The sequence below is a fragment of the Streptomyces sp. NPDC053079 genome, from assembly GCF_044546695.1.
Taxonomy (GTDB): Bacteria; Actinomycetota; Actinomycetes; order Streptomycetales; family Streptomycetaceae; genus Streptomyces.
Window position 1 is genome coordinate 24,489 of record NZ_JBITZJ010000008.1, and the last position, 25,439, is coordinate 49,927.

Genomic DNA, 25,439 nt, shown 5'->3' on the forward strand with positions numbered 1-25,439 from the left:
CGCCTTCCGCATTCCCGGACCCCACTCGACGAGGTGAGGCGACTGGCGAGGAGGCTAAGATATTGTTCAACAATCCTCAATAGCCCATGCTGAAACAGTGATTTCCGGCAGCAGTGCCGCCACCGCCCGCAAGGGAGACGCCATGGCCCGATCCACCGCGCAGCGCGTCGCCGCCACCCTGCGCGACCGCATCGAGGACGGCGGTCTGCCGCCCGGCACACAGCTGTCGGAGGAGGCCCTGGGCCGGGAGCTCGGGGTGTCCCGCAACACGCTCCGCGAAGCCTTCCGGCTGCTGGTGCACGAGAGCCTGGTGGTGCACCTGCTGAACCGCGGGGTGTTCGTACGGGTCCTGGAGCCCGCCGACGTCATCGACATCTACCGGGTCCGCGAGGCGCTGGAGACCGCGGGCGTACGGGCCGCGGCCACCGCCGCGGCCGCGCTGCGCGAGGCCGTGGAGGCAGCGGTGACCCAGGCCGAGCGCGCCGCGGCCGCCGGCGACTGGCGGGAGGTGGGCTCCGCCGACCTGCGCTTCCACCGGGCGCTGGCCGCACTGGCGGGCAGCGAGCGCATCGACGCGGCCATGGACCGGCTGATGGCCGAACTGCGCCTCGCCTTCCACGAGATGCCCTCGCCGCGCCGCTTCCACGAGCCGTTCGTGGCCCGCAACCGGGCCCTCGCCCAGCTCCTGGCGAGGGGCGAGCACGGGCGCGCCGAGGCGGAGTTGAGCGGATATCTGGATGACGCCCGCCGGCTCATCCTCGACACGATGCGGGAGGCCGACCGATGACGGACGACGCTGTGACCACGGGCGCGCTCGACCTCAACGCCGACCTCGGCGAGGGCTTCGGCCGCTGGCACCTGACGGACGACGACGCGCTGCTGTCGGTCGTCACCAGCGCGAACGTCGCCTGCGGCTTCCACGCGGGCGACCCCTCCACCATGCGGTGGGTGTGCGAGCGCGCCGCCGAGCGCGGTGTACGCATCGGCGCGCAGGTCTCCTACCGGGACCTCGCCGGCTTCGGCCGGCGCGCCATGGACGTGCCGCCCGACGAGCTCGCCGACGAGATCACCTACCAGATCGGCGCGTTGCGCGCCTTCGCGCGGGCCGCCGGCTCGGACGTGACGTACGTGAAGCCGCACGGCGCGCTGTACAACCGCGTGGTCGCCGACGCCGAACAGGCCGCGGCCGTGGTCTCCGGCATCCTGCGCGCCGGCGGGCCGCTGCCCGTCCTGGGCCTGCCCGGCTCGCGGCTGCACGAGGCGGCCGGGCGGGCCGGACTGCCGGTCGTGACCGAGGCGTTCGCGGACCGCGCGTACACCGCGCTCGGCACGCTGGTGCCGCGCCGGCAGCCGGGCGCCGTGGTCCTCGACCCGGACGCCGTCATCGCCCGGTCCGTACGGCTGGCCCGCGAGGGCGCCGTCACCGCGCTCACCGGCGAGGAGGTCGCCGTCCGCGCCCGGTCGCTGTGCGTGCACGGCGACACCCCCGGGGCCGCGCTGCTCGCCCGGCGCGTGCGCGAGGGGCTGGAGGCGGCGGGCGTCCGCCTCGAGGCGTTCGCATGACCGCCCCCGGCCCGACGCCGCCCGCCGCCCCGCCGAAGGCGCTCGTCGTGGGCCGGCACGCCCTGCTCGTGGAGGTCGCCACGGCGCACGAGGCCCAGGCCCTGCACGCCGAGCTGCTGCGGCGGCGCGCCGCGGACGCCCTGCCGACGGTCGGCGAGATCGTGCCGGCCGCCCGGACCGTGCTCCTGGACGGCCTGGCCGACCCGCGCGCGCTGGCCGCCGAGCTCGTCCACTGGACGGTTCCGCCGCTGCCGGCCGCCGAGGCCGAGCCCGTCGTGCTGCCCGTGCGCTACGACGGCGCCGACCTCGCGGAGGTCGCGGCGCTGTGGGGCGTGGCCGAGGGCGAGGTCGCCCGCATCCACTCCGGCATCGAATTCCGCGTGGCCTTCTGCGGTTTCGCGCCCGGCTTCGGCTATCTCACCGGCCTGCCGGAACGGCTGCACGTACCGCGCCGGGCCACGCCGCGCACCTCGGTCCCCGCCGGTTCGGTCGGCCTGGCCGGCCCGTACACCGGCGTCTATCCGCGCTCCTCCCCCGGCGGCTGGCAGCTCATCGGCCGTACCGAGGCGGTGCTGTGGGACGTGGAGCGCGACCCGGCGGCCCTGCTCGCGCCCGGTACGCGCGTGCGCTTCGAGGAGTGCGCATGAGCACCGTCACGGTCGTGCGGGCCGGGGCGCTGACGACCGTTCAGGATCTGGGCCGGCCCGGCCACGCTCATCTGGGGGTGCCGCGTTCGGGCGCCCTGGACCAGCCGGCGCACCGGCTCGCCAACCGCCTGGCCGGCAATCCCGAGGACTGCGCCACGCTGGAGACCACGCTCAACGGCTGCGCCGTGCGCACCGGCGCGGCCGTGACCGTCGCCGTGACGGGCGCGCCCTGCCCGGTGCGGGTCGACGGCCGCCCCGTGGCGTGGGGCGCGGCGGTGCGGGTCCCGGCGGGGGCGGTGCTGGACGTGGGCCCGCCGAGTGCGGGGGTGCGCAGCTACGTCGCGTTCGCGGGCGGCGTCGCGGTGCCGCCGGTGCTGGGCAGCCGCTCCCGGGACCTGCTGTCCGGCCTCGGCCCGGAGCCGCTGGCCGACGGCGTGCCGCTGCCGCTGGGCACCCCGTACGGGCCGTCCACGGGTGCCGACGCCGTGCCGTGGCCGGCGCCGCCGGCCGGTGAGCTGGTCCTGCCGCTGGTGCCCGGGCCGCGCGACGACTGGTTCGCACAGGAGGCGCCGGCCGTCCTGGCGGGCGGCGGCTTCCGCGTCTCCCCGGCGAGCAACCGCATCGGCCTGCGCACCGAGGGCCCCGCGCTGGTCCGCTCCCGTGCCGGGGAACTGCCCAGCGAGGGCATGGTCCTGGGCGCCGTCCAGGTGCCCCCGGACGGCCACCCGGTCGTCTTCCTCGCCGACCACCCCACGACCGGCGGCTACCCCGTCATCGGCGTCGTCCCCGAACCCGCCCTGGCCGCCGCGGCCCAGGCCCTGCCGGGCACGCCGGTGCGGTTCGTTCCGGTACGGGCGTAAGCGGTACGGGCGCGGGCCGGGGTCCGGCTCAGGCGGCTGTCGCGTGCCGTGCCCTGTCCTGGAGCACTTCGCGGTAGTGGCCCAGGAGGCTGTCGCCGACCGCCGCCCAGGTGCGGGCCAGGACGGAGGCGCGGCCCGCCCGGCCGTACTCGGTGCGGGTGCGGCGGGCGTCCTCCAGGGTGAGGACCGCGTCGCGCAGCGCCTGCGCGTCGTGGGGGCGCACCAGGAGGCCGGTGCGGGCGTGGTCGACGAGGTCGAGGGGGCCGCCGACGGCGGGGGCGATGACGGGCACGCCGCTGGCCTGGGCCTCCTGGAGGGTCTGGCAGAAGGTCTCCTGGGTGCCGGGGTGGACGAAGACGTCCAGCGAGGCGAAGATCCGGGCGAGTTCGTCGCCCGTGCGGGTGCCGAGGAAGCGGGCGCCGGGCAGGGCGGTGCGCAGGCGTGCCGCGTGCGGGCCGTCGCCGGCGATGACGACGCGCACGCCGGGCAGGGCGCACAGGGGCGCCAGTAATTCGACGCGTTTCTCGGGGGCGAGGCGGCCGACGTAGCCGACGATCAGCTCGCCGCCGGGTGCGAGCGCACGGCGCAGCTCCAGGTCGCGCCGGGCCGGGTGGAAGCGTTCGGAGTCCACGCCGCGCGGCCACAGCCGTACCCGGGGCACCCCGTGGAGGGCCAGGTCGCGGACGGCCGCGGCGGAGGGGGCGAGCGTGCGGTCGGCGGCGCGGTGGACGGTGCGGATGCGGCGCCAGGCGACGTTCTCGCCCATGCCGAGGTAGGTGCGGGCGTAGCCGCCGAGGTCGGTCTGGTAGACGGCGACGGCGGGCACGCCGAGGCGGGCGGCGGCCGTCATGCCGCGGGCCCCGAGGACGAAGGGGCTCGCGAGGTGGACGACGTCGGGGCGGTGGCCGGTGAGCGCGGCGGTCAGCCGGCGGCTGGGCAGCGCCAGGCGGATCTGGGGATAGCCGGGCAGCGGTACCGACGGCACGCGCACGATGGGGAACGGGGCCGTCCCGTGCTCCCCGTCGTCCGGGCGCGGGCGGCCGGCCGGCGCCACGACGACGGTGTCGTGGCCGCTCAGCGCGAGGTGCCGGGCGGTCTGCCAGGCGCAGTGCGCGACGCCGTTGACGTCGGGCGGAAACGATTCGGTGACGATGACGACACGCATACGCCTGTTGTCGGCGACCGGCGCGTTGCGCGGGCCACGTGGATCTTTCCGCCCGGGGAACGTCCCGTGAGCGTCAGTCCACGCCGCGGACGATGTGGGACTCCGACTCGTCCTCCTCACCGGTGTGATGACGGCCGGGCCGGTCGTCCGGCGGCACGTGGCGCGCCTGCACGGCGCCCTCGGGCGGTCCGGCGGGGCCGCGCTCGGGGCTCTGGTGTCTCCTGGGTTCTTCCATCGCGCGTTCCTCCCCCAGAGGAGCGGTTGGCTGACGGAAGAGTCTTCCCCGTTCGACGGGTCGATATGCCACGAGTTCGGACCAGGTGTCACTTCCTACCGCCAACAGGGTGAATTAACGGGCAATTGGGATAAACTACAACCAGGTCCGAACCCCACGGAAAGAAGGTGGCTGACGTGACCGTCCCTACGTCGCCCCGGATCGACACACACCCGGACATCGTGGCGCTCCGCGCCCACTCCGAGGAGACGACAGCGACCCCCGTCGCCCAGGCCGTCGAGGCCCTCGCCATCCTCTGCGGCGTCTATCTGGCCGCCTCGCCATGGATAGCGGGCTTCAGTGGCTCCACCACCCTGGCAATCAACAATCTGATCTGCGGTGTCGCCTTTGCTTGCCTGGTCGGCGGCTTTGGGCCCGCATACGAGCGGACACACTCCATGAGCTGGGCCGCACTGGCCCTGGCCGCATGGACGATCATGGCCCCCTGGATCGTCGCGGGCCACGTATGGGTCACGCGGGCCGGCGTGAGCAACGTCGTCGTCGGCATCCTGGCGTGCCTGACCGCCCTGTCCCTCGCGGGGCTGGGCGTCAGCAGGGAACGACGGCGCGTCTGACGCGATGCGCCCGCCCCGGCCCCGTCGCCCGCTGCTCCGGGCGGCGGGGTCACCCGCGCACGGCGGCGGCTATTCGGGCGTCGGCAACGGGGCCCCCGCGGCGGGATCGCGGGCGGTGCCGGGTGGCTGGGCGGGGACCCGGGCGGGGACGGGGGCCTCCTGCCGGGCCCCGGTGCCGGTCGTGGTGAGCGCCCGTCGCGCCCGCTTGCGCAGCTCCGTGTCCATGTCCCGGCGGATTCGTCGGATCATCTCATCCATGTCAGGCATGCGGGCGACGGTAGGACCCGGCCGACGGCAACACGGCGCAGGCCAGGGGGTATTCACCCGCTCGGATGAATACTCAGGTGATCTTCCGGTGTCATGGCTTCGCCGGACGGGAAGTGGCAATGCTCCCCTCCCCCATCCGGCCCACATGACCCCAAGAGGTGCCAGGCATGACGACCGTACGCACAGCCGCGCGTGAGCTGTTGCGGTCCCGCGGAGTGACGACGGTGTTCGGCAACCCCGGCTCCACCGAACTCCCCTTCCTCCAGGACTTCCCCGCCGACTTCCGGTACGTGCTCGGCCTGCAGGAGGCCGTCGTCGTGGGGATGGCCGACGGATACGCCCAGGCCACCGGCACCACGGCCCTGGTCAATCTGCACACCGCGCCCGGCGTGGGCAACGCCATGGGAGCCCTGGTCACGGCAGCGGCCAACCACACCCCGATGGTGGTGACGGCGGGGCAGCAGGTGCGGGCCATGATGACCATGGAGGCGATGCTGACGAACGCGGACGCCACCCTCCTGCCGCGGCCGGCGGTGAAGTGGGCGTACGAGCCGCCCCGCCCCCAGGACGTGCCGGCCGCCCTCGCCCGCGCCTTCCACATCGCCGAGTCCGCGCCGCGCGGGCCGGTGTTCCTCTCGCTGCCGATGGACGACTTCGACGTGGAGCTCGACGAGGCCGGGCAGCGGGCCGCCCGGCACGCCGCGGACCGCCGGGTCGCCGATCTGACGGCCGCCGACGCGCCCGCCGTCGAGGCGCTCGCCCGGCGGCTGGAGGCGGCCCGCGATCCGGTGCTGATCACCGGCGGTTCGGTGGACGCGGAGGGCGCCTGGGACGCGGCCGTGGCGCTCGCCGAGCGGCGGGGGCTGCCGGTGTGGGCGTCCCCCATCGAGGGGCGGGTGGGCTTCCCCGAGAACCACCCCCTCTACCAGGGCGTGCTCCCCCCGGCCATCGCACCGCTGGCCCAGACCCTGGCCGGGCACGACCTGGTGCTGGTGGTGGGCGCCCCCGTCTTCCGCTACTACCCCTACGTCCCGGGCCCCTTGCTGCCCGAGGGCACCGAACTGGTGCTGCTCACCAGCGACCCCGGCGAGGCCGCCCGCGCGCCCATCGGGGACGCCCTGGTGGCGGGGTTGCGACCCACGCTGGAGCTGCTCACCGAGCTCGTGGACAAGCGCGGCGACCAGCCGGCGGCCACCCCGCGCGAGAGCACGGCCGAAGTGCCGGAGGCCGACGGCGAGCCGATGTCGGCGGCCATCGCGCTGGCCGCCGTCGCCGGCGGGGCCCCCGCCGACACCGTGTGGGTCAACGAATCGCCCTCCAACATCCAGGCGTTCCGCGACCACGTGCGCGTCGACCGGCCCGGCTCCTTCCTGATGACCACCGGCGGCGGTCTGGGCTTCGGCCTCGCGGCGGCCGTCGGGGCCCAGCTGGGCCGCCCCGAACGGCCGGTGGTGGCGGTGGTGGGCGACGGCTCGGCCCAGTACGCGATCACCGCGCTGTGGACGGCCGCCGCCTACCGGGTGCCGGTGACCTTCGTCGTCCCGGCCAACCGCGAGTACGCCATCCTCAAGTGGTTCGGCCGCTTCGAGAACACCCCCGGCGTGCCCGGCCTGGACCTGCCCGGCCTCGACCTGTGCGCGCTCGCCCGGGGCTACGGCGTGCCCGCGCACCGCGCCACGGACCCGGCGCACCTGGCCGAGCTGGTGGCCGCCGCCACGACCAGCCCGGACGGTCCGGTGCTGATCGAGGCCCCGGTCACGACCGTGCCGCCCACGCTCTGACCCCCTTGACGCTCCTTCGGCGCACGACGGCCCCCGCCGTGCGCCCGCTCCCCCACGCCCTCTTTCCGGACCCCCACCGCATGGAGCTGCCCATGACCGACTCCCCCCGGAGCCCGCTGCTCGCGGCGCTGGCCGCAGGCCTGCCCGACGACGCGCTCCTGACCGGCGAGGACGACCTCGCCCTGCACCGCCACGACTCCGCCCCCTTCAGCGAGGCCGGCCTGCCCGCCGTGGTCGTCCGGCCCGAGAGCGTGGAGCAGGTGCAGCACGTGCTGCGCACCGCCCGCGCGCACGGCGTGCCCGTGGTGCCGCAGGGCGCCCGCACGGGCCTGGCCGGCGCCGCGAACGCGGTGGACGGCTGCGTGGTGCTGTCCATGGTGCGGATGAACCGCATCCTGGAGATCGACGCCGCGAACCGCCTGGTGCGCTGCGAGCCCGGCGTGATCACCGCCGACCTGGCGGCGGCCGTCGCCGGGGAGGGGCTGTGCTACCCGCCCGACCCGGCCTCCTGGGAGAGCTGCACGATCGGCGGGAACATCGCCACCGGCGCGGGCGGGCTGTGCTGTGTGAAGTACGGGGTCACCGCCGACTACGTCCTCGGGCTGACGGTCGTCCTGGCCGACGGCGAGGTGCTGCGCACCGGGCGGGACACGGTCAAGGGCGTGGCGGGCTACGACCTGACCCGCCTGTTCGTCGGGTCCGAGGGGACCTTGGGCGTCGTGGTCGAGGCGACGCTGGCGCTGCGGCCGCCGCGGGCGCCGGAGCTGGCGCTGCTGGCCCGGTTCGCGTCCACCGCGGACGCCGGCGCGGCCGTCGGGGCGATCATCCGGGCGGGCCATGTGCCGTCCGCGCTGGAGCTGATGGACCGCACGACGACCGAGGCCGTCGCGGCCCTGGGACACCCGCTGCTGGCCCGGGACCCGGACGCCACCGCGGCCACCCTGATCGTGGCGAGCGACGCCCCCGACGCGGCCGAGCGGGTGCGGGCCGTGGCGGAGCTGTGCCGGGAGGCGAAGGCGCTGTCCGTGACGGCGGCCGCGGATGCCGGGCAGAGCCGGCAGGTGCTGGACGCGCGCCGGATGGTGATGCCGGCGCTGAGCGCCCGGGCCGGGCGGATGCCGGGCGAGGTGACGGCGTTCATCGAGGACGTGGCGGTGCCCCGCGACCGGCTGGCCCTCCTGGTCGACCGGATCGAGGAGATCGCCGAGGAGTACGGGCTGTTCATCGCCACCGTCGGGCACGCGGGCGACGGCAACCTCCACCCGACGGTGGTCTTCGACCGCTCCGACGCCGAGGCGGTGCGGCGGGCGAAGGAGGCCTACGACGCCATCATGGCGGCCGGCCTGGAACTGGGCGGCACCATCACCGGCGAGCACGGCGTGGGCACCCTCAAGCGCGACTGGCTGGTGCGGGAGCTGCCGCCGCGCAACCTGCGGCTGCAACGGGAGATCAAACGGCTGCTGGACCCGGAGGGGCTGCTCAACCCGGGGAAGGTGCTGGCATGACCTCGACCAGCGAGACGTTCGGCGGCGGCACGGGGACGATCACCGGTCCCGAGGACGGTACCGCCCTGCCCACCGCGTCCAGGAGCGAGAACCTGCGGCTGACGCTGGGCTACTTCCTGCCCAACTACCTCCGGGGCGTCTTCCGTTCCCGCCCCGGCATGGCCCGGCTGGTGGCGGCGGTGGACCCCAACCGGCGCGGCATGGAGCTGATGCGCGAGCTGCGCCGGCGGCACGGCCGGGGGCCGGTCGTGGTGCGCGGAACGTCCGGGCCCACGCTGCTCGTCCTCGACGCCGAGGACGCCCGGCAGGTGCTGGCCGGCCCGGTCGAGACGTACGCCGTCGACACCTGGGAGAAGGTGAGCGGCTTCGCGGCCGTGCAGCCCGAGGCGCTGGTCGCCTCGCACGGCCGGCAGCGCACCGCGCGCCGGGCGTTCAACGACGCGGTGCTCGACGCGGGCTGTCCCGCGCACCGGCTCGCGGGCCACTTCCTGCGGGTCGTGGGCGAGGAGTCACGGGCGCTGCTGGGCCTGCGGGCGGAGGCCGGCCTGTCGGCGCAGGAGCTCCGCGGGCGCCTCGAACGCGTCGGGCGGCGCTGCTTCCTGGGCGAGGCGGCGGCCGGCGACGAGGAGTTCTCGCGGCTGCTGGGCGAGCTGCTGGCCGAGGCCAACTGGATGGGAGCACGGCGCTGGCGCAAGGCCCGCACCCGCCGGGTCCGGCGCAAGATGATGCAGCGTCAGGCGCGCTATCTGTGCGACGCCGATCCGCGCAGCCTCACCGGGCTGTTCCGCACGGCGCCCCGGGGCCCGGAGACCGCTCCCGAGGGGCAGGTCGCCCACTGGTTCATGGCGCTGGGGGTGGTGCACGCCGCCGTGGTGCAGACGCTGGCGCTGCTGGCCACCCATCCGCTGCCCTACCGGCAGGCCGTCGAGGAGGTGCGGGCGGCGGACAAGCGGCACGGCGCCCATACGGTGGCGGGGTTCGGGGACATGCCGTACCTGCGCGCCTGCGTCCAGGACGCCGCGCGGCTGTGGCCGCCGGTGCCGAGCCTGATGCGGCGCACCACGGCGGAGACCCGCTGGCGCTCGGCGGTGGCGCCGGGCGGGATGAACGTGCTGGTGCCGGCCGGCTTCCACGCCCGCGACGAGGAGCGCATCGACTACGCCCACCGCTTCGCGCCCGAGAGGTGGCTGGACGGCACGGCGGACGCGGACTGGGCCGTCAGCCCGTTCAGCCGGGGCGAGGCGCAGTGCAGCGGCATGGAGCTGGGGCTGCTGCTGGCCACCTCTTTCGTCGCGGAGTTCCTGCGCGGTGGGGAGCTGGCGGTGGCCGGTGTGCGGCTGAGCCCCCAGCGGCCGCTGCCGCACACCTTCGACGTGACGCGGCTGCGCATCGGCTACCGCCCCCACCGCATCCCGGAGGGCACGTGAGCACCGGCAGCGTCACCCGCGTCGAGGCGGGCCCGGACGTGGCCGCCCTCGCGGCGGTGGCCCGCACGCTGGGCGAGGTGGCGGGGGAGATCCGCGAGGCGGGCCGGGCACTGACCGCCGTGGCCACCGACCCGGCGCTGACCGCCTCGCTGGGCCGCTCCCCGCGCAGCGGGCTGCGGGCCGTCAGGGCCCTGGCGCGGGCCCTGACGTCCCCCGCGGGGCTGGGCTACGCGCCGGACGGCGGGACGCTGGGCCGGGCCGCGTGGCTGGGCGGGGTCCTCGCCGGCCGGGAGTCCCTGGCCGTCGCGGTGGCGGTGACCTCGCTGAAGCTGCGGATCCGGCTGTGCTCGGTGCGGCATCCGGAGTTCGCCGGGGAGGGGCCCGTACGGCGGCTGCTGGACGCCATCGAGGCGGACCGGCAGGTGCGGGCGCTGCGGATCCTGCGGGAGAGCATGCGCGCCGAGGGCGCGGAACGGGCCCTGGCCCGCCTCGCGCCCTCGCTGACCGAGGTGCTGGCGTGGAACGCGCTGGTGGACGAGAACCCGTTCAACGACGCGGCGGCCTGGCACATCGTCACGGGCACCCGGCCCGACGGCGATCCGCTGCTGGGCACGGCCATCGGCGCCTGGGCCCGCTGGGACCGGGGTCCGGGCCGGGCGGAGGCGGAGCCTGCGGACGCGGGGCTGCTGGCCCGTCTGGACCCCGGCGGTGGCATCGCCGCGCACCTGCGGAACGTGGCGGCCCTGGGCAACGACGGGCGGATGCTCATCCAGCGCGTGACGGGCCCGGACGGCGTCACCCGGCATGTGGTGCTGCTGCCCGGCATGGCCTTCGGGCGGCCCCGCAACGCCACTCCGCAGGACCTCGTCGGCGCGGTCACCGCCGTGGGCCGCAACGACACGCCCTACACCCGGGCCGTCCGCAAGGGCCTGGCCCGGGCCGTGCCCGAGGGGGCGCAGATCGCGCTGGTCGGGCACAGCCTGGGCGGGCTGACGGCCATGAACCTCGCCGAGCTGCCCGAGGTCAACCGGCGGTGGCGGCTCACCCACGTGGTGGCCGTGGGCTCGCCGATCGACTTCAAGCGCCCCCTCGACCCGGCCACCCGCGTCGTCAGCCTCGTCAACGAGCACGACGTGGTGCCCAATCTGGAGGGGCGCAGCCCGGTCTCGGTCTTCCCGGTGCCCGCGGACTGGCTGGAGATCACCTGGGTGGACCCCACGCACGACTTCCCGCAGTGCCACTCCGCGGGCGTGTACGCCCAGAGTCTCGACGAGGTGGCACCCACGGCCCGCGACCGGGTCGACGCCCTGCTGGAGCCGTACCGGGGCCGGGTGGAGGAGACCGTCGTCCTCCGGCTCCACGACCGCTGAACCTCCCCTTCCCCGCCCCCTGGAGAGCGATAGATGACGCCGGTACCACGGCCCCGACGCGAGTGGCACTCGCTGCCCTTCCCCCTGGCGCTGTGGGAGCTCAGACGGCAGCGGGAGCTGCTGCGCGCCCACAACCTGCACGACACCTACGGCGCGGGCGGCGAGCGGCCCCGCAGGCCGAGCCCCGGCCTGTTGCCCCACCGCAGCTACGACGGCTCGGGCTACGACCCGCGCGATGTGGACATGGGCCGGGCGGGCACCCGCTTCGACCGCAACTGCGCGCTGCCGCAGACCTTCCCCGAGGCCGAGGAGCAGGGCCTGTTCGCGCCAAGCCCGCGCGAGGTCTCCCGGCGGCTGCTGGCCCGCACCTCGGGCTTCCGCCCGGCGCCGACCCTCAACATGCTGGCGGCGGCCTGGATCCAGTTCCAGAACCACGGCTGGTTCAGCCACGGCGACAACACCACCGACCGGCCGCTGGACGTGCCGCTCGCCGCGGACGACGACTGGCCGCAGTGCCCCATGCTCGTACGCCGCTCCCGCCCCGACCCCGTCGCCCACACCGGCCCCGGCCGGCCGCCGACGTACGAGAACACCGTCACCCACTGGTGGGACGGCTCGCAGATCTACGGCTCGAGCGAGGAGCGGTGCCGGGCGCTGCGCACGGGCGAGGGCGGCAAGCTGGCGCTGACGGACGGCCGGCTGCCGGACGAGCCGCGGGCGGGGCTGTCGGGCATCGACGCCACCGGCTTCAACGACAACTACTGGGTGGGGCTGTCGCTGCTGCACACGCTCTTCGCCAAGGAGCACAACGCGATCTGCGACCGCATCGCCTCCGTCCACCCCACCTGGGGCGACGAGCGGCTCTTCCAGACGGCGCGGCTGGTCAACGCCGCCGTCATGGCGAAGATCCATACGGTGGAGTGGACACCGGCCGTCATCGACCAGCCCGTGACGCGGGCGGCGATGCACCTCAACTGGTACGGCGTGCTGCCCGCGCGGCTGCGCCGGCGGGTGGGGCGCTTCGGCAAGGGCGAGGCCCTGTTCGGCATCCTGGGCTCCCCCACCGGGCACCATGCGGCGCCGTACTCGATGACGGAGGAGTTCGTCACCTCCTACCGGCTGCATCCGCTGATCCGCGACGAGTACGAGATCCGCTCGCACCGCACGGGCGAGCTGATCGAGGTCACGGGCTTCGAGCCGTTGCAGGCGCTGGCCACCCGCAAGGCGGTGGACCACTGGGGCCTGGCCGACCTGCTGTACTCCTTCGGCACCATGCATCCCGGCGCCATCACCCTGCACAACCATCCCGACTGCCTGCGCGACCTGGCCCGGGTGTCCGGGGAGCGCGTCGACGTGGGCACGGTGGACGTCCTGCGCGACCGGGAGCGCGGGGTGCCCCGCTACACCGCGTTCCGGGCGGCGCTGCACCGGCCGCCGGTGAGCGGCTTCGAGGAGCTGACCGGCGGCGACGCCAAGCTGGCCGCGGAGCTGAAGGAGGTCTACGACGGGCGCCTGGAGCGCGTGGACACCATGGTCGGCATGTACGCCGAACCCAGGCCGCGGGGCTTCGCGTTCAGCGACACGGCGTTCCGGGTGTTCGTGCTGATGGCATCCCGGCGGCTGAAGAGCGACCGCTTCTTCACCACCGACTACCGGCCGGAGGTCTATACGGCGGAGGGCCTGGAGTGGGTCGACCGCACGAGCATGCGGGACGTGCTGCTGCGCCACCACCCGGAACTCGCCCCTGCCCTGGAGGGCGTGCGCAACGCGTTCGCGCCCTGGCGGGGGCCGCGGTGAGGGGCCGGGCCGGGGCCGCCGGCGAAGCGCCCTGGTCGGGGCCGGTGCGGGAGAGGGCGGGCCGGCTGCGCGAGCAGGCCGGGCGGCTGCGGGCGGGGGCCGAGGCGGTGACGCTGCCGGGCCCGGAGGGGGCGGCCCTGCGGGAGCGGATCCTCACGCACGCCGAGCGGGCGGAGAACGCCGCCCGCTCGCTGGAACGAGCGGCCGACGCCCTCTTCGGCCACGAGGCCGTGCTCGGGGTCCTCGCGCGCAGGCGGCGCGAGCACGGGGGCGCGACGCACATCGGCTGACGGCCACAGGGCCGGGGGCGTATGCGCCCCCGGCCCTGTGCGCCGGTGCGTCAGCGGCTCGCGGGCTGGCCCTCGGTGGCGTACCAGCGCTCGCCGCGCAGCTCGGCCAGGCCGTGCTCGGCGAGGCCGTTGACGTGCTTGAGAATCGTGCGCGCCTGGTAGCCCACCGCCGCGCACAGCTCGTCGACGGAGGCTCCCCCGGCGCCGAGGGCCCGCAGCCCGTCGAAGGTGCGGGCCTCGTGGCGGCCGAGGCCGGTCAGCGGCCTCGGCTCGGGCCGGGAATCCGGGCGCGGCTCGTGCCGCACCGCGGACGGGCGGGTCGAACCCACCGGGCGTGGGGTGCGGTTGACCCTGCGGTGTCGGCGGCCCTTCTGGCGCTTGCTCATGGCTGAACCACTGCTCCGTCCTGCGTCGTCGATCCTGCGGTGCCGGTGCGTCAACCCGCCGCGACACCGGCCGGTTACGACACTTCCACTAAGTGTGCGCGACATCACCCACCGTGACTCCGGATGGCCGCGTCGGAGGAGGAAGCGACCGGATATGCAAGCTCCCGGCCGCCCACGCCCTCCCCGCGGCGGGCGGCGGGCGGCCGGCGGATGCGGGCGGAGCCCCTGGGTAGCCATCGGCCATGGTGCTCACCCGTCTCCTGCGCCGCGGTGGTGTGCTCGGCACGCTCCTGCTGGCCCTGGGCCCGCTCGTCACCTGCCCCGCCGCCTCCGCCGCGGACGTGGCGCCCGTCGTCACCACCGACCGCGGCCCCGTCCGCGGCACGGCCCACGGTTCCTACGCCACCTACGAGGGCATCCCCTACGCCCAGCCGCCGACCGGGCCCCTGCGCTGGCGGGCGCCCGTGCCGGCCCGCCGCTGGACGGAGGTCCGGGACGCCACCCGCCCCGGCCCCCGCTGCGTCCAGCTGCCCTTCCTCGGCGCGGGCGGCGCCGGTTCCGAGGACTGCCTCTACCTCAACGTCACCGCACCCACCGGCCCCGCGCCCGCCCGGGGCCGCCCCGTCATGGTCTGGCTGCACGGCGGCGCCTTCATCGCCGGCGCGGGCGACCCCTATGACGCACGGCGGCTGGTGGCGCGCGGCGACGTCGTGGTCGTGACCCTCAACTACCGGCTGGGCGTCTTCGGTCTGTTCGGCCACCCGGAGCTGGGCGGGGCGCCCGACTTCACGCTCGCCGACCAGCGGGCGGCGCTGCGCTGGGTACGGGCCAACGCGGCCCGGTTCGGCGGCGACCCGCGCGACGTGACCGTCTTCGGGGAGTCGGCGGGCGCCCTGAGCATCTGCGCCCTGCTCACCTCGCCGAGCGCTGCGGGCCTCTTCCACAAGGCGGCCCTGCAGAGCGGTTCGTGCATGACCTCCTTCCCGCGGGGCAGCACCGCCCCCGGCTCGCCGCAGCAGGCGTCCTGGCCCTCGCAGCAGGAGACGAGCGCGGCGGGCGCGGCCGCGGCCCGGCGGCTGGGGTGCACGGACGCGGGGTCGGCGCTGCGCTGTCTGCGCGCGCTGCCGGCGGAGAGGCTGGCGACGACCGAGCTGATGCCGGCCTTCTCCCACCTCTCCTACGGCGGCGAGCTGCTGCCCCGTAGGCCCGACCGGGCCCTGGAGGAGGGGCGTTTCCACCGGATGCCGGTGCTGCAGGGCACGAACCACGACGAGATGCGGTTCTTCGTGGGCCTGTCCCTCGCGGCGCACCCCGTCCGCGACGAGCGGGACTACCGGGCCCGGCTCGCCGATTCCTTCGGCGACGCGGCGGGCGCGGTGGAGGCGCGCTATCCGGCGGCGGCGTTCCCGACGCCGGCGCTCGCCTGGGCGACCGTCCTCACCGACCGTACGTTCACGTGCACCACCTTCCGGGCCGGCCGCGCGCTGGCCGCGCACGTGCCGGTGTACGGCTTCGAGTTCAGCGACCCGGACGCCCCTCGCTACCCCGGCCTGCCCCCCGTGGAGGGCTTCCCCTACGGCGCGGCGCACGGCTCCGAACTCCCCTACCTCTTCCCCTCCGACGCCTGGCCGCCCCTCTCCGCGGCGCAGCTCGAACTGGCGGCGACGATGGCCGGCTACTGGACGGGCTTCGCCCGCACCGGCGTCCCGGCCACGGGCGACGGGCCGCCCTGGCCGCTCGTCAGCGCCGGGGACACGGCGCCGGTGGCCCTGGACCTGCGCCCCGGCCCGGGCGGGATCCGGCCGGTGGACACCGGCGCCGTGCACCACTGCGGCTTCTGGGCGGCCCATGGCGCCTGACCCGCGCTGCGGGGCGCCCCGTCCCGTTGCACGATGGGGGCATGCTGCTCGCCGAGGTCGCGCAGGTGTCCGCGGAGGTCGCGGCCACGAGCGCGCGGTCGGGGAAGATCGCGCTGCTGGCCGGGCTGTTCCGCGACGCCGAGCCGGACGACGCGCCGGTCGTCATCCCCTACCTGGCGGGCCGGCTGCCGCAGCGCAGGATCGGCGTCGGCTGGAGCACGCTGCGGGACGCGCCCGCCCCGGCCGCCGAGCCGTCCCTGACCGTACGGGAGGTGGACCGGGCCCTCGATGAGATCGCCGCCGTGTCGGGCAAGGGCGCGCAGGGCGAACGCAGACGGCTGGTCGGTGCGTTGCTGGCGGCGGCCACGGCCGGTGAGCAGCACTTCCTGCTCCGGCTGATCGGGGGCGAGCTACGGCAGGGCGCCCTGGACGCGCTGGCCGTCGAGGGGCTGGCGGCGGCCGCGGGGGCGGCGCCGGAGGAGGTGCGGCGGGCGGTGATGCTGGGCGGTTCGCTGGGGGCGGTGGCGCGGACGCTGCTGGCCGAGGGGCCGGGGGCACTGGCGCGGTACCGGCTCGAGGTGGGGCGGCCGGTGCTGCCGATGCTGGCGCAGAGCGCCAAGGACGTCGACGAGGCGCTGGACCGGCTGGGCCCGTGCGCGGTGGAGGAGAAGCTGGACGGCATCCGTGTGCAGGTGCACCGGGACGGCCCCGACGTGCGGGTCTACACCCGGACGCTGGACGAGATCACCGGCCGGCTGCCGGAACTGGCCTCGGCGGCGCTGGCGTTGCCGGTGACCTCGGCCGTGTTGGACGGCGAGGTCATCGCCCTGGACGCGGCGGGCCGGCCGCACCCCTTCCAGGACGTCGCGGGCCGGGTCGGCTCCCGGCTCGACGTACCGGCCGCCGGAGCGGCGCTCCCCCTGTCGCCGGTCTTCTTCGACGTGCTGGCCGTGGACGGCCGCGAGCTGCTGGCGCTGTCCACGGCCGAGCGCCACGCGGTGCTGGACGAGGTGGTGCCCGGGCCGCTGCGGGTGCGGCGGCGGGTGGTGGCGGACCCGGGGGACGACCGGGCCCGGGCGGCGGCGCGGGAGTTCGCGGCCGAGGTGCTGCGGCGGGGCCACGAGGGGGTGATGGTCAAGGCGCTGGACGCGGGATACAGCGCGGGCAGGCGGGGCGCGTCGTGGCTGAAGGTGAAGCCGGTGCACACCCTGGACCTGGTGGTGCTGGCCGTCGAGTGGGGGCACGGGCGCCGGCGGGGGAAGCTGTCGAACCTGCACCTGGGGGCGCGGCGGGCGGACGGCTCGTTCGCGATGCTCGGCAAGACGTTCAAGGGCATGACGGACGTGATGCTGGCGTGGCAGACCGAGCGGCTGCGGTCGCTGGCGGTGAGCGACGACGGCTTCGTGGTGACGGTACGGCCGGAGCTGGTGGTGGAGATCGCCTTCGACGGTCTCCAGCGGTCCACCCGGTACCCGGCGGGGGTGACGCTGCGGTTCGCGCGCGTGGTGCGGTACCGGGAGGACAAGCGGGCCGATGAGGCGGACACGGTGGAGACGGTGCTGGCGCTGGGCCGGGGCTCCGCCCCGGACCCCGGCGAGTGAACCTACCGGTTGACGTCCGAGGGGCAGAGTCGGCGCGGCTCCTTGTCGCCCTTCAGCCTCGCGTCGACGCAGCCGCCCGGCAGCCCGTCGTACGCCTTCGTGCCGAAGTTCGCCGTCACGGTCAGCGTCCCGTCGCCGAAGACGGTGCGCTGGACCGTGCGGTCACCGGTGAGCGTGCGGAAGTCCGTCATCGCCTCGGTGCCCGCCGCCTTGTGCAGCGGGGAGAAGTACTTCTGCAGGGCGGCCAGTTCGCTGCCCTGCTTCTCCAGGGAGTCGCCTCCGATGACGAAGTTGAGCGGGGTGTTGTAGAGCATCGCCAGCAGGGCGCGGTCCGTCTTCTGCCGCGGCAGCTTGTCGTAGGAGAGCTCCCAGCGCTCGGCGTTGACGAGGGAGTCGTGCAGGGCCGTCTCGTACAGCGGAACGCGGTACGTGGGGTCGTACATGGCCTTCGCGACGGGGGCCGGCAGCTCGGCGGGCTTGAAGAAGACGCCGGGCGCCTTGGCGGGGGTGTAGCCGCCCCACTTCTCCTTGTCCCGCTGGGCCTTCCACAGGCCGTCGTGGACGGGGGTGCCGGATCCGTGGTCGTAGGCGAGGACCTGGTTGGACCAGGCGCCCGCGGACTCGGAGCCGAGCACGAGCTTGTCGCCGTCGGCCAGGCGCTTCATGCGGGCGAGGCGGTTGGCGCGGTCCTGGGCCTTGGTCATGGGGTGGGCGGCGCTGTGGTCGCGGAAGAGCTCGCCGGCCGCGTCGACGTCGAGGAAGTAGCTGTCGGCGCCGTTGGCGGTCATCTTGCGTGTGCGGTCGGCGAGGTAGTGGCGGGTGGGCTCGGCCTTCTCGAACGCCTGGGTGCTGAGGTAGCAGCCGCGGTCGTGGAAGCCGGGCTCGGGCGAGCCGTCGGCCCGCCCGACGCAGAAGTCGGGGTAGACCTTGTCCGGCCAGACGGAGGTGGGCGCGTCGGACTTCTGCGGGTCCTGGCCGTTGGCGAAGGAGTCGTAGGGGCCGACGAGGTAGCCGGCCTCCTTGGCGGCCTTGACGGCGGCCGCGGTCATGGGCTGGTCGTCGGCGTCGTAGCCGAGCCACATGCGGTCCACGCCGAGCGCGCGCAGCTTGCGGACGCCCTCGGCCGTGCGGGCCTCGCCCCAGGTGTAGGCGTGGAAGGCGCCGAGCAGCTTCTCGTTGGCCGGAACGGCCTGGATCTTGCGCTTGAGGCTGCCGAGCTGCCCGTGCTCGCGGAGCCAGGCGCGGTAGTCGGCCGCGGGTGCGACGGGCGAGCCGTCGGTGAGGGAGAGGGCGACGGTGTACTCGGTGGTGTCCTCGGCGCGGGAGAAGGCGTGCACGGCGGTGGTGCGCAGCCGGCCCTGTTCGGAGGTGACCTTCAGGGTGGTCCCGATGTCGGTGGGGACGAGGTAGCTGACGCCCACGCCGCCGGCGCTGTAGCCCCACAGCGGCAGGGACAGCTGGGAGTCCATGGCGATGTCGCTGCCGGCGAGCCCGGCGTCGGGCCCGTTCCAGAAGGCGTCGGCCACCGGTAGGGACAGGCCCTCGCCGCGCGGCAGCTGGAGGGCGGAGGCGGTGGAGCCGGTTCCGGTGACGGGCCACTTCAGGGTGCGGTCGGCGGTGCCGGTGGAGCGTACGGAGACCAGGAGGCGGCCCCGGTCGGCGCGGGCCGTGACGGTCAGGCCGGTGTCGCCGTACGTCCAGCGGGCGCCGTCCGCGGTGGTGGTGACCGCGCCGGGGGTGCCGGGGGCGTTCGCGGCGGGGGCGGAGAGCTCGACGGTTCCGCGGGCCGTACGGGCGCTCACGCGCAGGGTGGCGGTGTCGACGGTGGCGGTGCCGCCCTTGAGCGGGATGTCGACGAGCCGGTCGTGCACGCGGACGGCCTGGGCGGGCTTCCGGTCGGCGGCGTGGACGGGTGTGGCGAGCGTGACGCACGGGATGGTCACCGCGAGCGCCACGGCGGCGGCGCGGGCGGTGCGGCTGGGGTTGTTGAAGTGCATGAGGAGTTGATAACGGTCCGCCTTAAGAGAGTTCTAAGGAGGACCGGCGAAATCCGGCCGGGGCCAAGGGCGCTGAGGAAACGTCACCGCAGAGGTCAGCGCCCCCGGCCGGCTCGCGTCAGCGGCCCTGGAGGATCTCGAGCAGGTCCTGGCGGGCGAACATGGCCGCGGTGTCGACCGCGGACGGCTCCCCGGCGGCCGGGTCGGCACCGTGGGCGACGAGGATGCGCACGACCTCGGCCTCGCCCTTGAAGACGGCGCCCGCCAGCGGCGTCTGGCCGCGGTCGTTGGGCCGGTTCGGGTCGGCGCCGCGCTCCAGCAGGGAGGTGACGGTCGCCGGATGGCCGTGGTAGGCGGCCAGCATGACGAGGGAGTCTCCCCGGTCGTTGGTGAGGTTCACCGGAACCCCTGCGTCCACATAGGCGGCGAGGGTATCGGTGTCGCCGTGTCGCGCCAGGTCGAAGACCTTGGCCGCGAGCTGGAGCATCTCGGGGTCGTGGGCGGGCTCTTCGAACTCGGGCGTCGGTCCGGTCATGGTCTGCCATCCTCCGTACGGGGGTATCCCCAGTTGCCGGAAAAGTACTTTCTGTGAAGCTGGAGGGGCTCATGGTGACCGCCCCCCAGTTCCAGGAGATTCCCATGATCCTCTCCATCTCGGGCGTCGTGCTCCTCGGTGTCGTCGTCTTTCTCTTCTTCCGCAAGGACAACCTGAAGGCCTCGCACGGGCTCGTGTGCGCCCTGTTCGGCTTCTACCTGGCGGGAACGGGCATCGCCCCCAGCATCAAGGCGGGCGGTGCGAGCCTCGCCAGCCTGCTGGGCGGCATCAAGTTCTAGCCCGTTCGCACTCGTCGCACCTGTCGCACCTGTCGCACCGACACCAGGGAGGCCCGCATGGGCCGGCGATCGCTCCCCCGCACCCTGCCCGCCCGCACCTCGCTCGCCCAGGGCCGGGAGCTCGCGCACAGCGTCGCCGACAACACCCGGGACATGCTCCATCCGCTGCTGGTCGTGGCGCGCGGGCTGCGCGCCCTGGCGGCCGGGGCGTGGCACCGATGGCAGGCGATGCCCGGCGACCGGCGCGGCCCCACGCTGCTCCTGCTGGCCTCGTGCACGGTCATCGTGGCCCTGCTCCCGTACGGGCCGACCCTCGCCGCGGCGGCCCTGATGGCGGCGGGCGCCTGGGCGGGGCGCGAGCGCGAACCCGAGGAGGCCGAGGCGGGCGAGGCACAGGAGGCGCGGTTGCAGGCGGTCTACGAGGCCCTGGTGCCGTACTTCTCCGACCCGCAGGACCCGGCGCCGCTCTATGAGCACGGCGGCGACCGGGAGACGGCCTTCGAGGGGCACGCCTTCGACGAGCACGGCCGGCTGGCCGCCCTGACCTTGCGCTATCCGGGCTACTTCACCGACGGCGAGCCGGAGGCCCGGGCCAGGATCGAGCAGTTGCTGTACCTGAAGGCGGGGCGGGGCCGGGAGTACCGGTTCGACTGGGACGAGGCCACCAACCGGCTGTACCTGAGCGCGCTGCCGCCGCTGCCCACCGACATCGGGGCGCAGCGCTTCGTGACCGCGCCCGGCGAGACGGTCCTGGGCTTCACCGATCCGTCCACCGTGCAGCGGACGCTGCCGGTCACCGTCGGCGGCGGTACCCGCGACGCGCCCCCGGTCGTCTGGCGCACGGGCCGGCGCTCGACCGAGCCGCACCTGCTCGTCCTCGGCCGGCCCGGCGGCGGCACCACGACCCTGCTGCGCTCGGTCGCCGTCCAGGCCCTGCACCACGGCGACGTCCTGGTCGTGGACGGCGGCGGCACGGGCGAGTACGCCTGTCTGGCGGGGCGCGAGGGCGTGCTGGCCGTCGAGTCGGCGCCTTGCGGCGTGCTGGCCGCCCTGGAGTGGGCGTCGTACGAGACGGAGCGGCGGCTGGCGGCCGCGCACCACGCGCGCCGGCTGGGGCGTCCGCCGGCCGACGACGTCCGCCGGCCGCTGTGGATCGTCGTGGACCGGCCCGTGGCGCTGAGCCGGCTCGCGGCCGAGCAGGGCCGCCGGGACCCGCAGGCGCTGCTCGGGACGGCGCTGCGGCACGGGCACATGGCCCATGTGACCGTGGTGGCGGGCGAGCAGCTCGACGGCGCGGGGCTGCTCGGCGAGCAGCTGCTCGCCCGGACGGCCGCCCGGGTGGTGCTGGGCGCGCTCGCGCCCGAGGACGTGGCGGCCGTGCTGGGCGTGCCCCCGCGCACCACGCCGGCCGAGGACGTGCCGCCCGGCCGGGGGTACGCGCGGCTGGGCGCGGGGCCGGTGCACCGGCTGCAGGTGCCGGCCACCCCGGACCCGTACGACCAGGACGCCTGTGAGGCGCAGCGGCAGGCGGTGCTGGACCTGCTGCCGGAGCGCATCCTTGCGGTGACGGGCCGGGCGGTGGGCGAGGGGGTGCTGCCGGTTCAGGCCACGTAGGTGCGCGGCATCTCCACGGCGGCGGTCGCGCCGCTCGCCACGAGGCGGGCCGCCTCGGCCAGCCGCGTCGCGGCCTCCTCCGCGACCGCCTCGCCGACGGTGAACGGCAGCCGGACGTAGCCCTCGAAGGCGCCGTCGACGCCGAAGCGCGGGCCGGAGGGCACCCGCACCCCCAGCCGCTCCCCCGCCTCGGCGATCCGCGAGCCGGACAGCCCGCCGGTGCGCGCCCACAGGGTGAGGCCGCCGCGGGGGACGGTGAACTCCCAGTCGGGTACGTGGCGGCGGAGCGCGGCGACGACGGCGTCGCGGTTCTCGCGGGTCTGGGCGCGCCGCAGGGCCAGGGCGGAGTCCCAGCCTCCGGTGTTCAGCAGCCAGGAGACGGCGAGCTGGTCGACGACGGGGGTGCCGAGGTCGGCGTAGGCGCGGGCGGCGACGAGGTTGCGGATGACGTCCGGGGCGGCGCGCACCCAGCCGATGCGCAGCCCGGCCCAGAAGGACTTGCTGGCCGAGCCGACGGTGATGACGGCGTTGCCGGCGGGGTCGAAGGCGCAGACGGGCCGGGGCAGTTCGAGGCCGTCCTCCAGCACGAGCTCGGACATGGTCTCGTCGGCGACCAGCAGGGTGCCGGCCGCCCGGGCCGCCTCGACGAGCTCCCGGCGCTGTTCCTCGGGGGCGAGGGCGCCGGTGGGGTTGTGGAAGTCGGCGATGACGTAGGCCATGCGGGGTGCGGCGTCGCGCAGCACCTGGCGCCAGGCGGGCAGATCCCAGCCGGCGAGCCGGTCGGCCATCGCGACGGGCACGAGCCGGGCGCCGGCCTCGCGCATGAGCTGCAGGACGTTGGCGTAGGAGGGCGACTCGACGGCGACGCGCTCACCGCGGCCGGCCATGAGCCGGCAGATGGCGGCGACGGCGCCCATGGCGCCGGTGGTGACCATGATCTGTTCGGGCATGGTGGGGATGCCGCGGGCGGTGTAGCGGTCGGCGAGGGCCTCGCGCAGGGCGGGCAGGCCGGCGGGGTAGTCGCCGTGGGTGTGGGCGTAGGGCGGCAGCTCCTCCAGGGCGCCCTGGAAGGCGCGGGTCAGCCAGGGTTCGGGGGCCGTCAGGGCGGCGCAGCCGAGGTCGATGACCGAGCCGGCGGCCTCCGGGGGCAGCGGGTCGAGCGCGCGGGTGGGCAGCGGGCTGCCGGCGGGCATGGCGGTCCAGCTGCCCGCGCCGCGGCGGGACTCCAGGAAGCCTTCGCCGCGCAGCGCCTCGTAGGCGGCGGCGACGGTGGTGCGGCTGACGGAGAGGGCGGCGGCCAGCTCCCGTTCGGCGGGCAGCCGGGCGGCCACGGGGACGCGGCCCTCCAGGACGAGCAGCCGGACGCCGTCCGCGAGGGAGCGGTAGGCGGGCGTCCGGCGGGAGCCGAGCGACGTCACCAGGGCGCGCTCGTGCTGCGAACCGAGGAGGCGCGCCAGCTGGGGCGCCCCCACCGAAGAGGTCCACTGAGTCATCGCTTGCAGTCCACCTTCCCGGGATTGGCCATGGATCTTCGCCAGGCCCAGTCCACAGACTGTCACGCGACATGCCACTCGCACCACCACTGCACCATCGCAAGGGGAGGATTTCTTTGTCCGCGTCCCGGGAATCAGGTCTCACCCGCCGTCTCGTCCAGCTGTACGGCGGGGTCGTGCTGTACGGGGTGAGTTCCGCCCTGCAGCTGCGGGCGGGCCTCGGCCTGGCGCCGTGGGACGTGCTCAATCAGGGCATCTCCCGCCACACCGGCATGTCGATCGGCACCGCCACGATCGTGGTGGGCGCGGCGGTGCTGCTGCTGTGGATCCCGCTGCGACAGCGCCCCGGGCTCGGCACGCTCTCGAACGTGCTGCTGATCGGGCTGGTGATCGACGCGACACTGGGCCTGACGCCCGCCCCCACCTCACTGTGGGCGCGGATCCCGCTGCTGCTGTTCTCCATAGTGCTCTGCGGGGTGGCGACCGGCCTCTACATCTCGCCCCGCTTCGGGCCGGGGCCGCGCGACGGCCTGATGACCGGGCTGCACCGCCGTACGGGGCGCTCGGTGCGGCTGGTGCGGACCTGCATCGAGGTCGTGGTGCTGGCGACCGGCTTCGCGCTGGGCGGCTCGGTGGGCGTCGGCACGGTGCTCTACGCGGTGGGCATAGGCCCGCTGGCGCAGTTCTTCCTGCGGGTCTTCGCCCTGCCCGGGAAGGAGCTCCCGCAGGCGCCGGAGGAGCGCCCGAAGGTACCGGAAGTGGCGCTTCCGACCACGCCTGTCCGCGAATGCCCGGACCCGGTTTAGGCGTGAACCAAGCGGGCCGGTAGTGTACGCCTCTGACCCACCGGACGGACCGTTACTGCGCGCTCAAGCAGCAGAAACACAGGGTGACATCTGTTGTCAGATGTGACAAAACGGGCGCTGGTGGGTACAACAAGGGGCGGCACGACGGGCGACGCATGTCCCTCAACGGGGAATCTTCACCGCCGACCGGACGTTGACCGGATGACGACGACAGCGACACCTGTCCTGTGGGCGACAAGCCCGGGAGGCACGATTCATGAGTGAGCGAGCTCTCCGCGGCACGCGACTTGTGGTTACCAGCTACGAGACCGACCGCGGCATCGATCTGGCACCGCGCCAGGCGGTGGAGTACGCATGCCCGAACGGCCATCGATTCGAGATGCCGTTCTCGGTAGAGGCGGAGATTCCGCCGGAGTGGGAGTGCAAGGCGTGCGGCGCCGTGGCACTCCTTGTGGACGGCGATGGGCCGGAGGAGAAGAAGGGCAAGCCCGCGCGTACGCACTGGGACATGCTCATGGAGCGGCGTACCCGCGAGGAGCTCGAGGAGGTGCTGGCCGAGAGGCTGGCGGTCCTGCGCTCCGGTGCCATGAACATTGCCGTGCACCCGCGGGACACGCGCAAGTCCGCCTGACGGCGGAAGCACCACCAGCACGACAAAGGGCCCGGGCCACTGCTCACGCAGTGGCCCGGGCCCTTTGTCGCATCCGTGCGGGGACCGCCGGCTACCTCGGCAGCTGGGGTCCGCCGGGGCGCGGCGCGGGCGGCTCGTCGTCGCGGACGACCTCGCCCTGGACCACCTTGCCGCCGCCCTGAGCGGCACGCGCCTGGCGGAACGCCTCGCCCAGGCTCCCCGGGCCGGCGCCGCCCGCGCGCTCCAGCCGGCGCCCCACCGTCCTGCGCAGCAGCGCCCGGGTCGGCGGGAAGAGGCACAGCAGCCCGGCCACGTCGGAGAGCAGGCCCGGCACCATCAGCAGCAGGCCGCCCAGCATCGTCAGGGCGTTGCCGCCGCCCGTCTCCGGCGCGGGGGCCGCTCCGGGCGTCTGCAGGGACTGGGTCAGGCGCTGCCAGGCCCGCCGGCCCGCCCGCTTGATCACATACGATCCGGCGACCACGCCGCCGGCCAGCAGGGAGAAGACCGTCCAGCCGCCCGCCGCACCGGCCACCAGGGTCAGGAGCCAGATCTCCAGGACCGCCCAGGCGGCCACGGCCAGGGGGATGAGCCGGCGGGCACGGCCGCGCTTCGGCGGCCGGCTGTTCAACGTCTGCTGCTGCGCTCCGAACGTCATGCCTCAAGTGTGCCCGGAGGGTGGCGGAACGGCCGGAGCGGG

Annotated in this window: 25 protein-coding genes; 17 read left to right on the forward strand and 8 right to left on the reverse strand. The window is 75.1% G+C overall.

Translation table 11 applies throughout. The features are described from left to right. The first annotated feature begins 142 nt into the window (after window positions 1-142). The 4 genes from ACIGXW_RS27760 to ACIGXW_RS27775 are packed head-to-tail and all read left to right on the forward strand — an operon-like array spanning window position 143 to window position 3,070. On the forward strand, window positions 143-787 hold the full coding sequence (locus tag ACIGXW_RS27760; protein ID WP_399575455.1) for a GntR family transcriptional regulator: 645 nt from the start codon (window positions 143-145) through the stop codon (window positions 785-787). Continuing rightward, complete coding sequence (locus tag ACIGXW_RS27765) at window positions 784-1,563, forward strand: LamB/YcsF family protein (RefSeq protein ID WP_399575456.1); 780 nt, start codon at window positions 784-786, stop codon at window positions 1,561-1,563. Before ACIGXW_RS27760 ends, ACIGXW_RS27765 begins: the two co-directional genes overlap by 4 nt. Continuing rightward, entirely contained in the window at window positions 1,560-2,210 is a 651-nt protein-coding gene (pxpB, locus tag ACIGXW_RS27770; protein ID WP_399575458.1) for a 5-oxoprolinase subunit PxpB, read from the forward strand. Before ACIGXW_RS27765 ends, pxpB begins: the two co-directional genes overlap by 4 nt. Further along, a complete protein-coding gene (locus ACIGXW_RS27775) occupies window positions 2,207-3,070 on the forward strand; it encodes a biotin-dependent carboxyltransferase family protein (RefSeq protein ID WP_399575459.1) in 864 nt (287 codons plus the stop codon). The genes pxpB and ACIGXW_RS27775 overlap by 4 nt, the downstream gene beginning before the upstream one ends. Before the next feature lie 28 nt (window positions 3,071-3,098). Here the strand turns inward: ACIGXW_RS27775 and ACIGXW_RS27780 are convergent, their stop codons facing one another. Next, window positions 3,099-4,235 (reverse strand): glycosyltransferase family 4 protein, encoded by a 1,137-nt coding sequence (locus ACIGXW_RS27780; protein WP_399575460.1) that lies wholly within the window; start codon window positions 4,233-4,235, stop codon window positions 3,099-3,101. 73 nt (window positions 4,236-4,308) lie between these two features. Continuing rightward, the gene (locus ACIGXW_RS27785; protein ID WP_399575461.1) at window positions 4,309-4,470 is read right to left on the reverse strand and encodes a hypothetical protein; all 162 of its coding nucleotides are present in this window, start codon (window positions 4,468-4,470) and stop codon (window positions 4,309-4,311) included. A 176-nt stretch (window positions 4,471-4,646) separates the two neighbouring features. Between ACIGXW_RS27785 and ACIGXW_RS27790 the strand changes: the two genes are divergently transcribed. After that, the gene (locus ACIGXW_RS27790) at window positions 4,647-5,084 is read left to right on the forward strand and encodes an SPW repeat protein (protein ID WP_399575462.1); all 438 of its coding nucleotides are present in this window, start codon (window positions 4,647-4,649) and stop codon (window positions 5,082-5,084) included. A 69-nt stretch (window positions 5,085-5,153) separates the two neighbouring features. Here the strand turns inward: ACIGXW_RS27790 and ACIGXW_RS27795 are convergent, their stop codons facing one another. Further along, window positions 5,154-5,351, reverse strand: a complete 198-nt coding sequence (locus ACIGXW_RS27795; RefSeq protein WP_399575463.1) for a hypothetical protein — start codon at window positions 5,349-5,351, stop codon at window positions 5,154-5,156. A 167-nt stretch (window positions 5,352-5,518) separates the two neighbouring features. On the opposite strand from ACIGXW_RS27795, the gene mdlC reads away from it, so the two are divergent. The 6 genes from mdlC (at window position 5,519) to ACIGXW_RS27825 (ending at window position 13,521) form a co-directional block, all read left to right on the forward strand. Continuing rightward, window positions 5,519-7,132 carry a benzoylformate decarboxylase gene (mdlC, locus tag ACIGXW_RS27800; protein ID WP_399575465.1) on the forward strand — a complete coding sequence of 538 codons (1,614 nt, stop codon included), beginning with the start codon at window positions 5,519-5,521 and terminating at the stop codon, window positions 7,130-7,132. 92 nt (window positions 7,133-7,224) lie between these two features. Then, entirely contained in the window at window positions 7,225-8,637 is a 1,413-nt protein-coding gene (locus ACIGXW_RS27805) for an FAD-binding oxidoreductase (protein WP_399575466.1), read from the forward strand. After that, window positions 8,634-10,064, forward strand: a complete 1,431-nt coding sequence (locus ACIGXW_RS27810) for a cytochrome P450 (RefSeq protein ID WP_399575467.1) — start codon at window positions 8,634-8,636, stop codon at window positions 10,062-10,064. The genes ACIGXW_RS27805 and ACIGXW_RS27810 overlap by 4 nt, the downstream gene beginning before the upstream one ends. Next, a complete protein-coding gene (locus ACIGXW_RS27815; protein WP_399575468.1) occupies window positions 10,061-11,434 on the forward strand; it encodes a hypothetical protein in 1,374 nt (457 codons plus the stop codon). Before ACIGXW_RS27810 ends, ACIGXW_RS27815 begins: the two co-directional genes overlap by 4 nt. Window positions 11,435-11,467: 33 nt before the next feature. After that, window positions 11,468-13,231: a peroxidase family protein gene (locus ACIGXW_RS27820; RefSeq protein ID WP_399575470.1), complete on the forward strand. Its 1,764-nt coding sequence runs from the start codon at window positions 11,468-11,470 to the stop codon at window positions 13,229-13,231. After that, the gene (locus tag ACIGXW_RS27825) at window positions 13,228-13,521 is read left to right on the forward strand and encodes a hypothetical protein (RefSeq protein ID WP_177338459.1); all 294 of its coding nucleotides are present in this window, start codon (window positions 13,228-13,230) and stop codon (window positions 13,519-13,521) included. Before ACIGXW_RS27820 ends, ACIGXW_RS27825 begins: the two co-directional genes overlap by 4 nt. A gap of 50 nt (window positions 13,522-13,571) precedes the next feature. Here the strand turns inward: ACIGXW_RS27825 and ACIGXW_RS27830 are convergent, their stop codons facing one another. Beyond that, the gene (locus tag ACIGXW_RS27830) at window positions 13,572-13,907 is read right to left on the reverse strand and encodes a helix-turn-helix transcriptional regulator (protein WP_071965864.1); all 336 of its coding nucleotides are present in this window, start codon (window positions 13,905-13,907) and stop codon (window positions 13,572-13,574) included. A gap of 242 nt (window positions 13,908-14,149) precedes the next feature. Here ACIGXW_RS27830 and ACIGXW_RS27835 point away from each other — a divergent pair, with 242 nt between their 5' ends. Both ACIGXW_RS27835 and ACIGXW_RS27840 read left to right on the forward strand, forming a co-directional pair. Further along, window positions 14,150-15,766, forward strand: coding sequence for a carboxylesterase/lipase family protein (locus ACIGXW_RS27835; RefSeq protein ID WP_399575471.1), 1,617 nt, complete (start codon window positions 14,150-14,152; stop codon window positions 15,764-15,766). A 41-nt stretch (window positions 15,767-15,807) separates the two neighbouring features. Continuing rightward, on the forward strand, window positions 15,808-17,367 hold the full coding sequence (locus ACIGXW_RS27840; RefSeq protein WP_399575472.1) for an ATP-dependent DNA ligase: 1,560 nt from the start codon (window positions 15,808-15,810) through the stop codon (window positions 17,365-17,367). A gap of 2 nt (window positions 17,368-17,369) precedes the next feature. Here the strand turns inward: ACIGXW_RS27840 and ACIGXW_RS27845 are convergent, their stop codons facing one another. Further along, window positions 17,370-19,364, reverse strand: coding sequence for a glycoside hydrolase (locus tag ACIGXW_RS27845; RefSeq protein WP_399575474.1), 1,995 nt, complete (start codon window positions 19,362-19,364; stop codon window positions 17,370-17,372). Between the two features lie 118 nt (window positions 19,365-19,482). After that, a complete protein-coding gene (locus tag ACIGXW_RS27850) occupies window positions 19,483-19,899 on the reverse strand; it encodes an ankyrin repeat domain-containing protein (protein WP_071965314.1) in 417 nt (138 codons plus the stop codon). Window positions 19,900-20,003: 104 nt separating this feature from the next. Here ACIGXW_RS27850 and ACIGXW_RS27855 point away from each other — a divergent pair, with 104 nt between their 5' ends. Beyond that, the gene (locus ACIGXW_RS27855; RefSeq protein WP_071965316.1) at window positions 20,004-20,198 is read left to right on the forward strand and encodes a hypothetical protein; all 195 of its coding nucleotides are present in this window, start codon (window positions 20,004-20,006) and stop codon (window positions 20,196-20,198) included. A gap of 57 nt (window positions 20,199-20,255) precedes the next feature. Continuing rightward, window positions 20,256-21,812, forward strand: coding sequence for a hypothetical protein (locus ACIGXW_RS27860; RefSeq protein WP_399575476.1), 1,557 nt, complete (start codon window positions 20,256-20,258; stop codon window positions 21,810-21,812). Here ACIGXW_RS27860 and ACIGXW_RS27865 read toward each other — a convergent pair. Continuing rightward, a complete protein-coding gene (locus ACIGXW_RS27865) occupies window positions 21,800-23,305 on the reverse strand; it encodes a PLP-dependent aminotransferase family protein (RefSeq protein ID WP_360912679.1) in 1,506 nt (501 codons plus the stop codon). The genes ACIGXW_RS27860 and ACIGXW_RS27865 overlap by 13 nt on opposite strands. A 71-nt stretch (window positions 23,306-23,376) precedes the next feature. Here ACIGXW_RS27865 and ACIGXW_RS27870 point away from each other — a divergent pair, with 71 nt between their 5' ends. Both ACIGXW_RS27870 and ACIGXW_RS27875 read left to right on the forward strand, forming a co-directional pair. Next, complete coding sequence (locus tag ACIGXW_RS27870; RefSeq protein ID WP_399575477.1) at window positions 23,377-24,111, forward strand: YitT family protein; 735 nt, start codon at window positions 23,377-23,379, stop codon at window positions 24,109-24,111. A 256-nt stretch (window positions 24,112-24,367) separates the two neighbouring features. Continuing rightward, window positions 24,368-24,742: an RNA polymerase-binding protein RbpA gene (locus ACIGXW_RS27875; RefSeq protein WP_004948858.1), complete on the forward strand. Its 375-nt coding sequence runs from the start codon at window positions 24,368-24,370 to the stop codon at window positions 24,740-24,742. A 91-nt stretch (window positions 24,743-24,833) separates the two neighbouring features. Here the strand turns inward: ACIGXW_RS27875 and fxsA are convergent, their stop codons facing one another. Next, entirely contained in the window at window positions 24,834-25,397 is a 564-nt protein-coding gene (gene fxsA, locus ACIGXW_RS27880; protein WP_399575478.1) for an FxsA family membrane protein, read from the reverse strand. Window positions 25,398-25,439 lie beyond the last annotated feature (42 nt).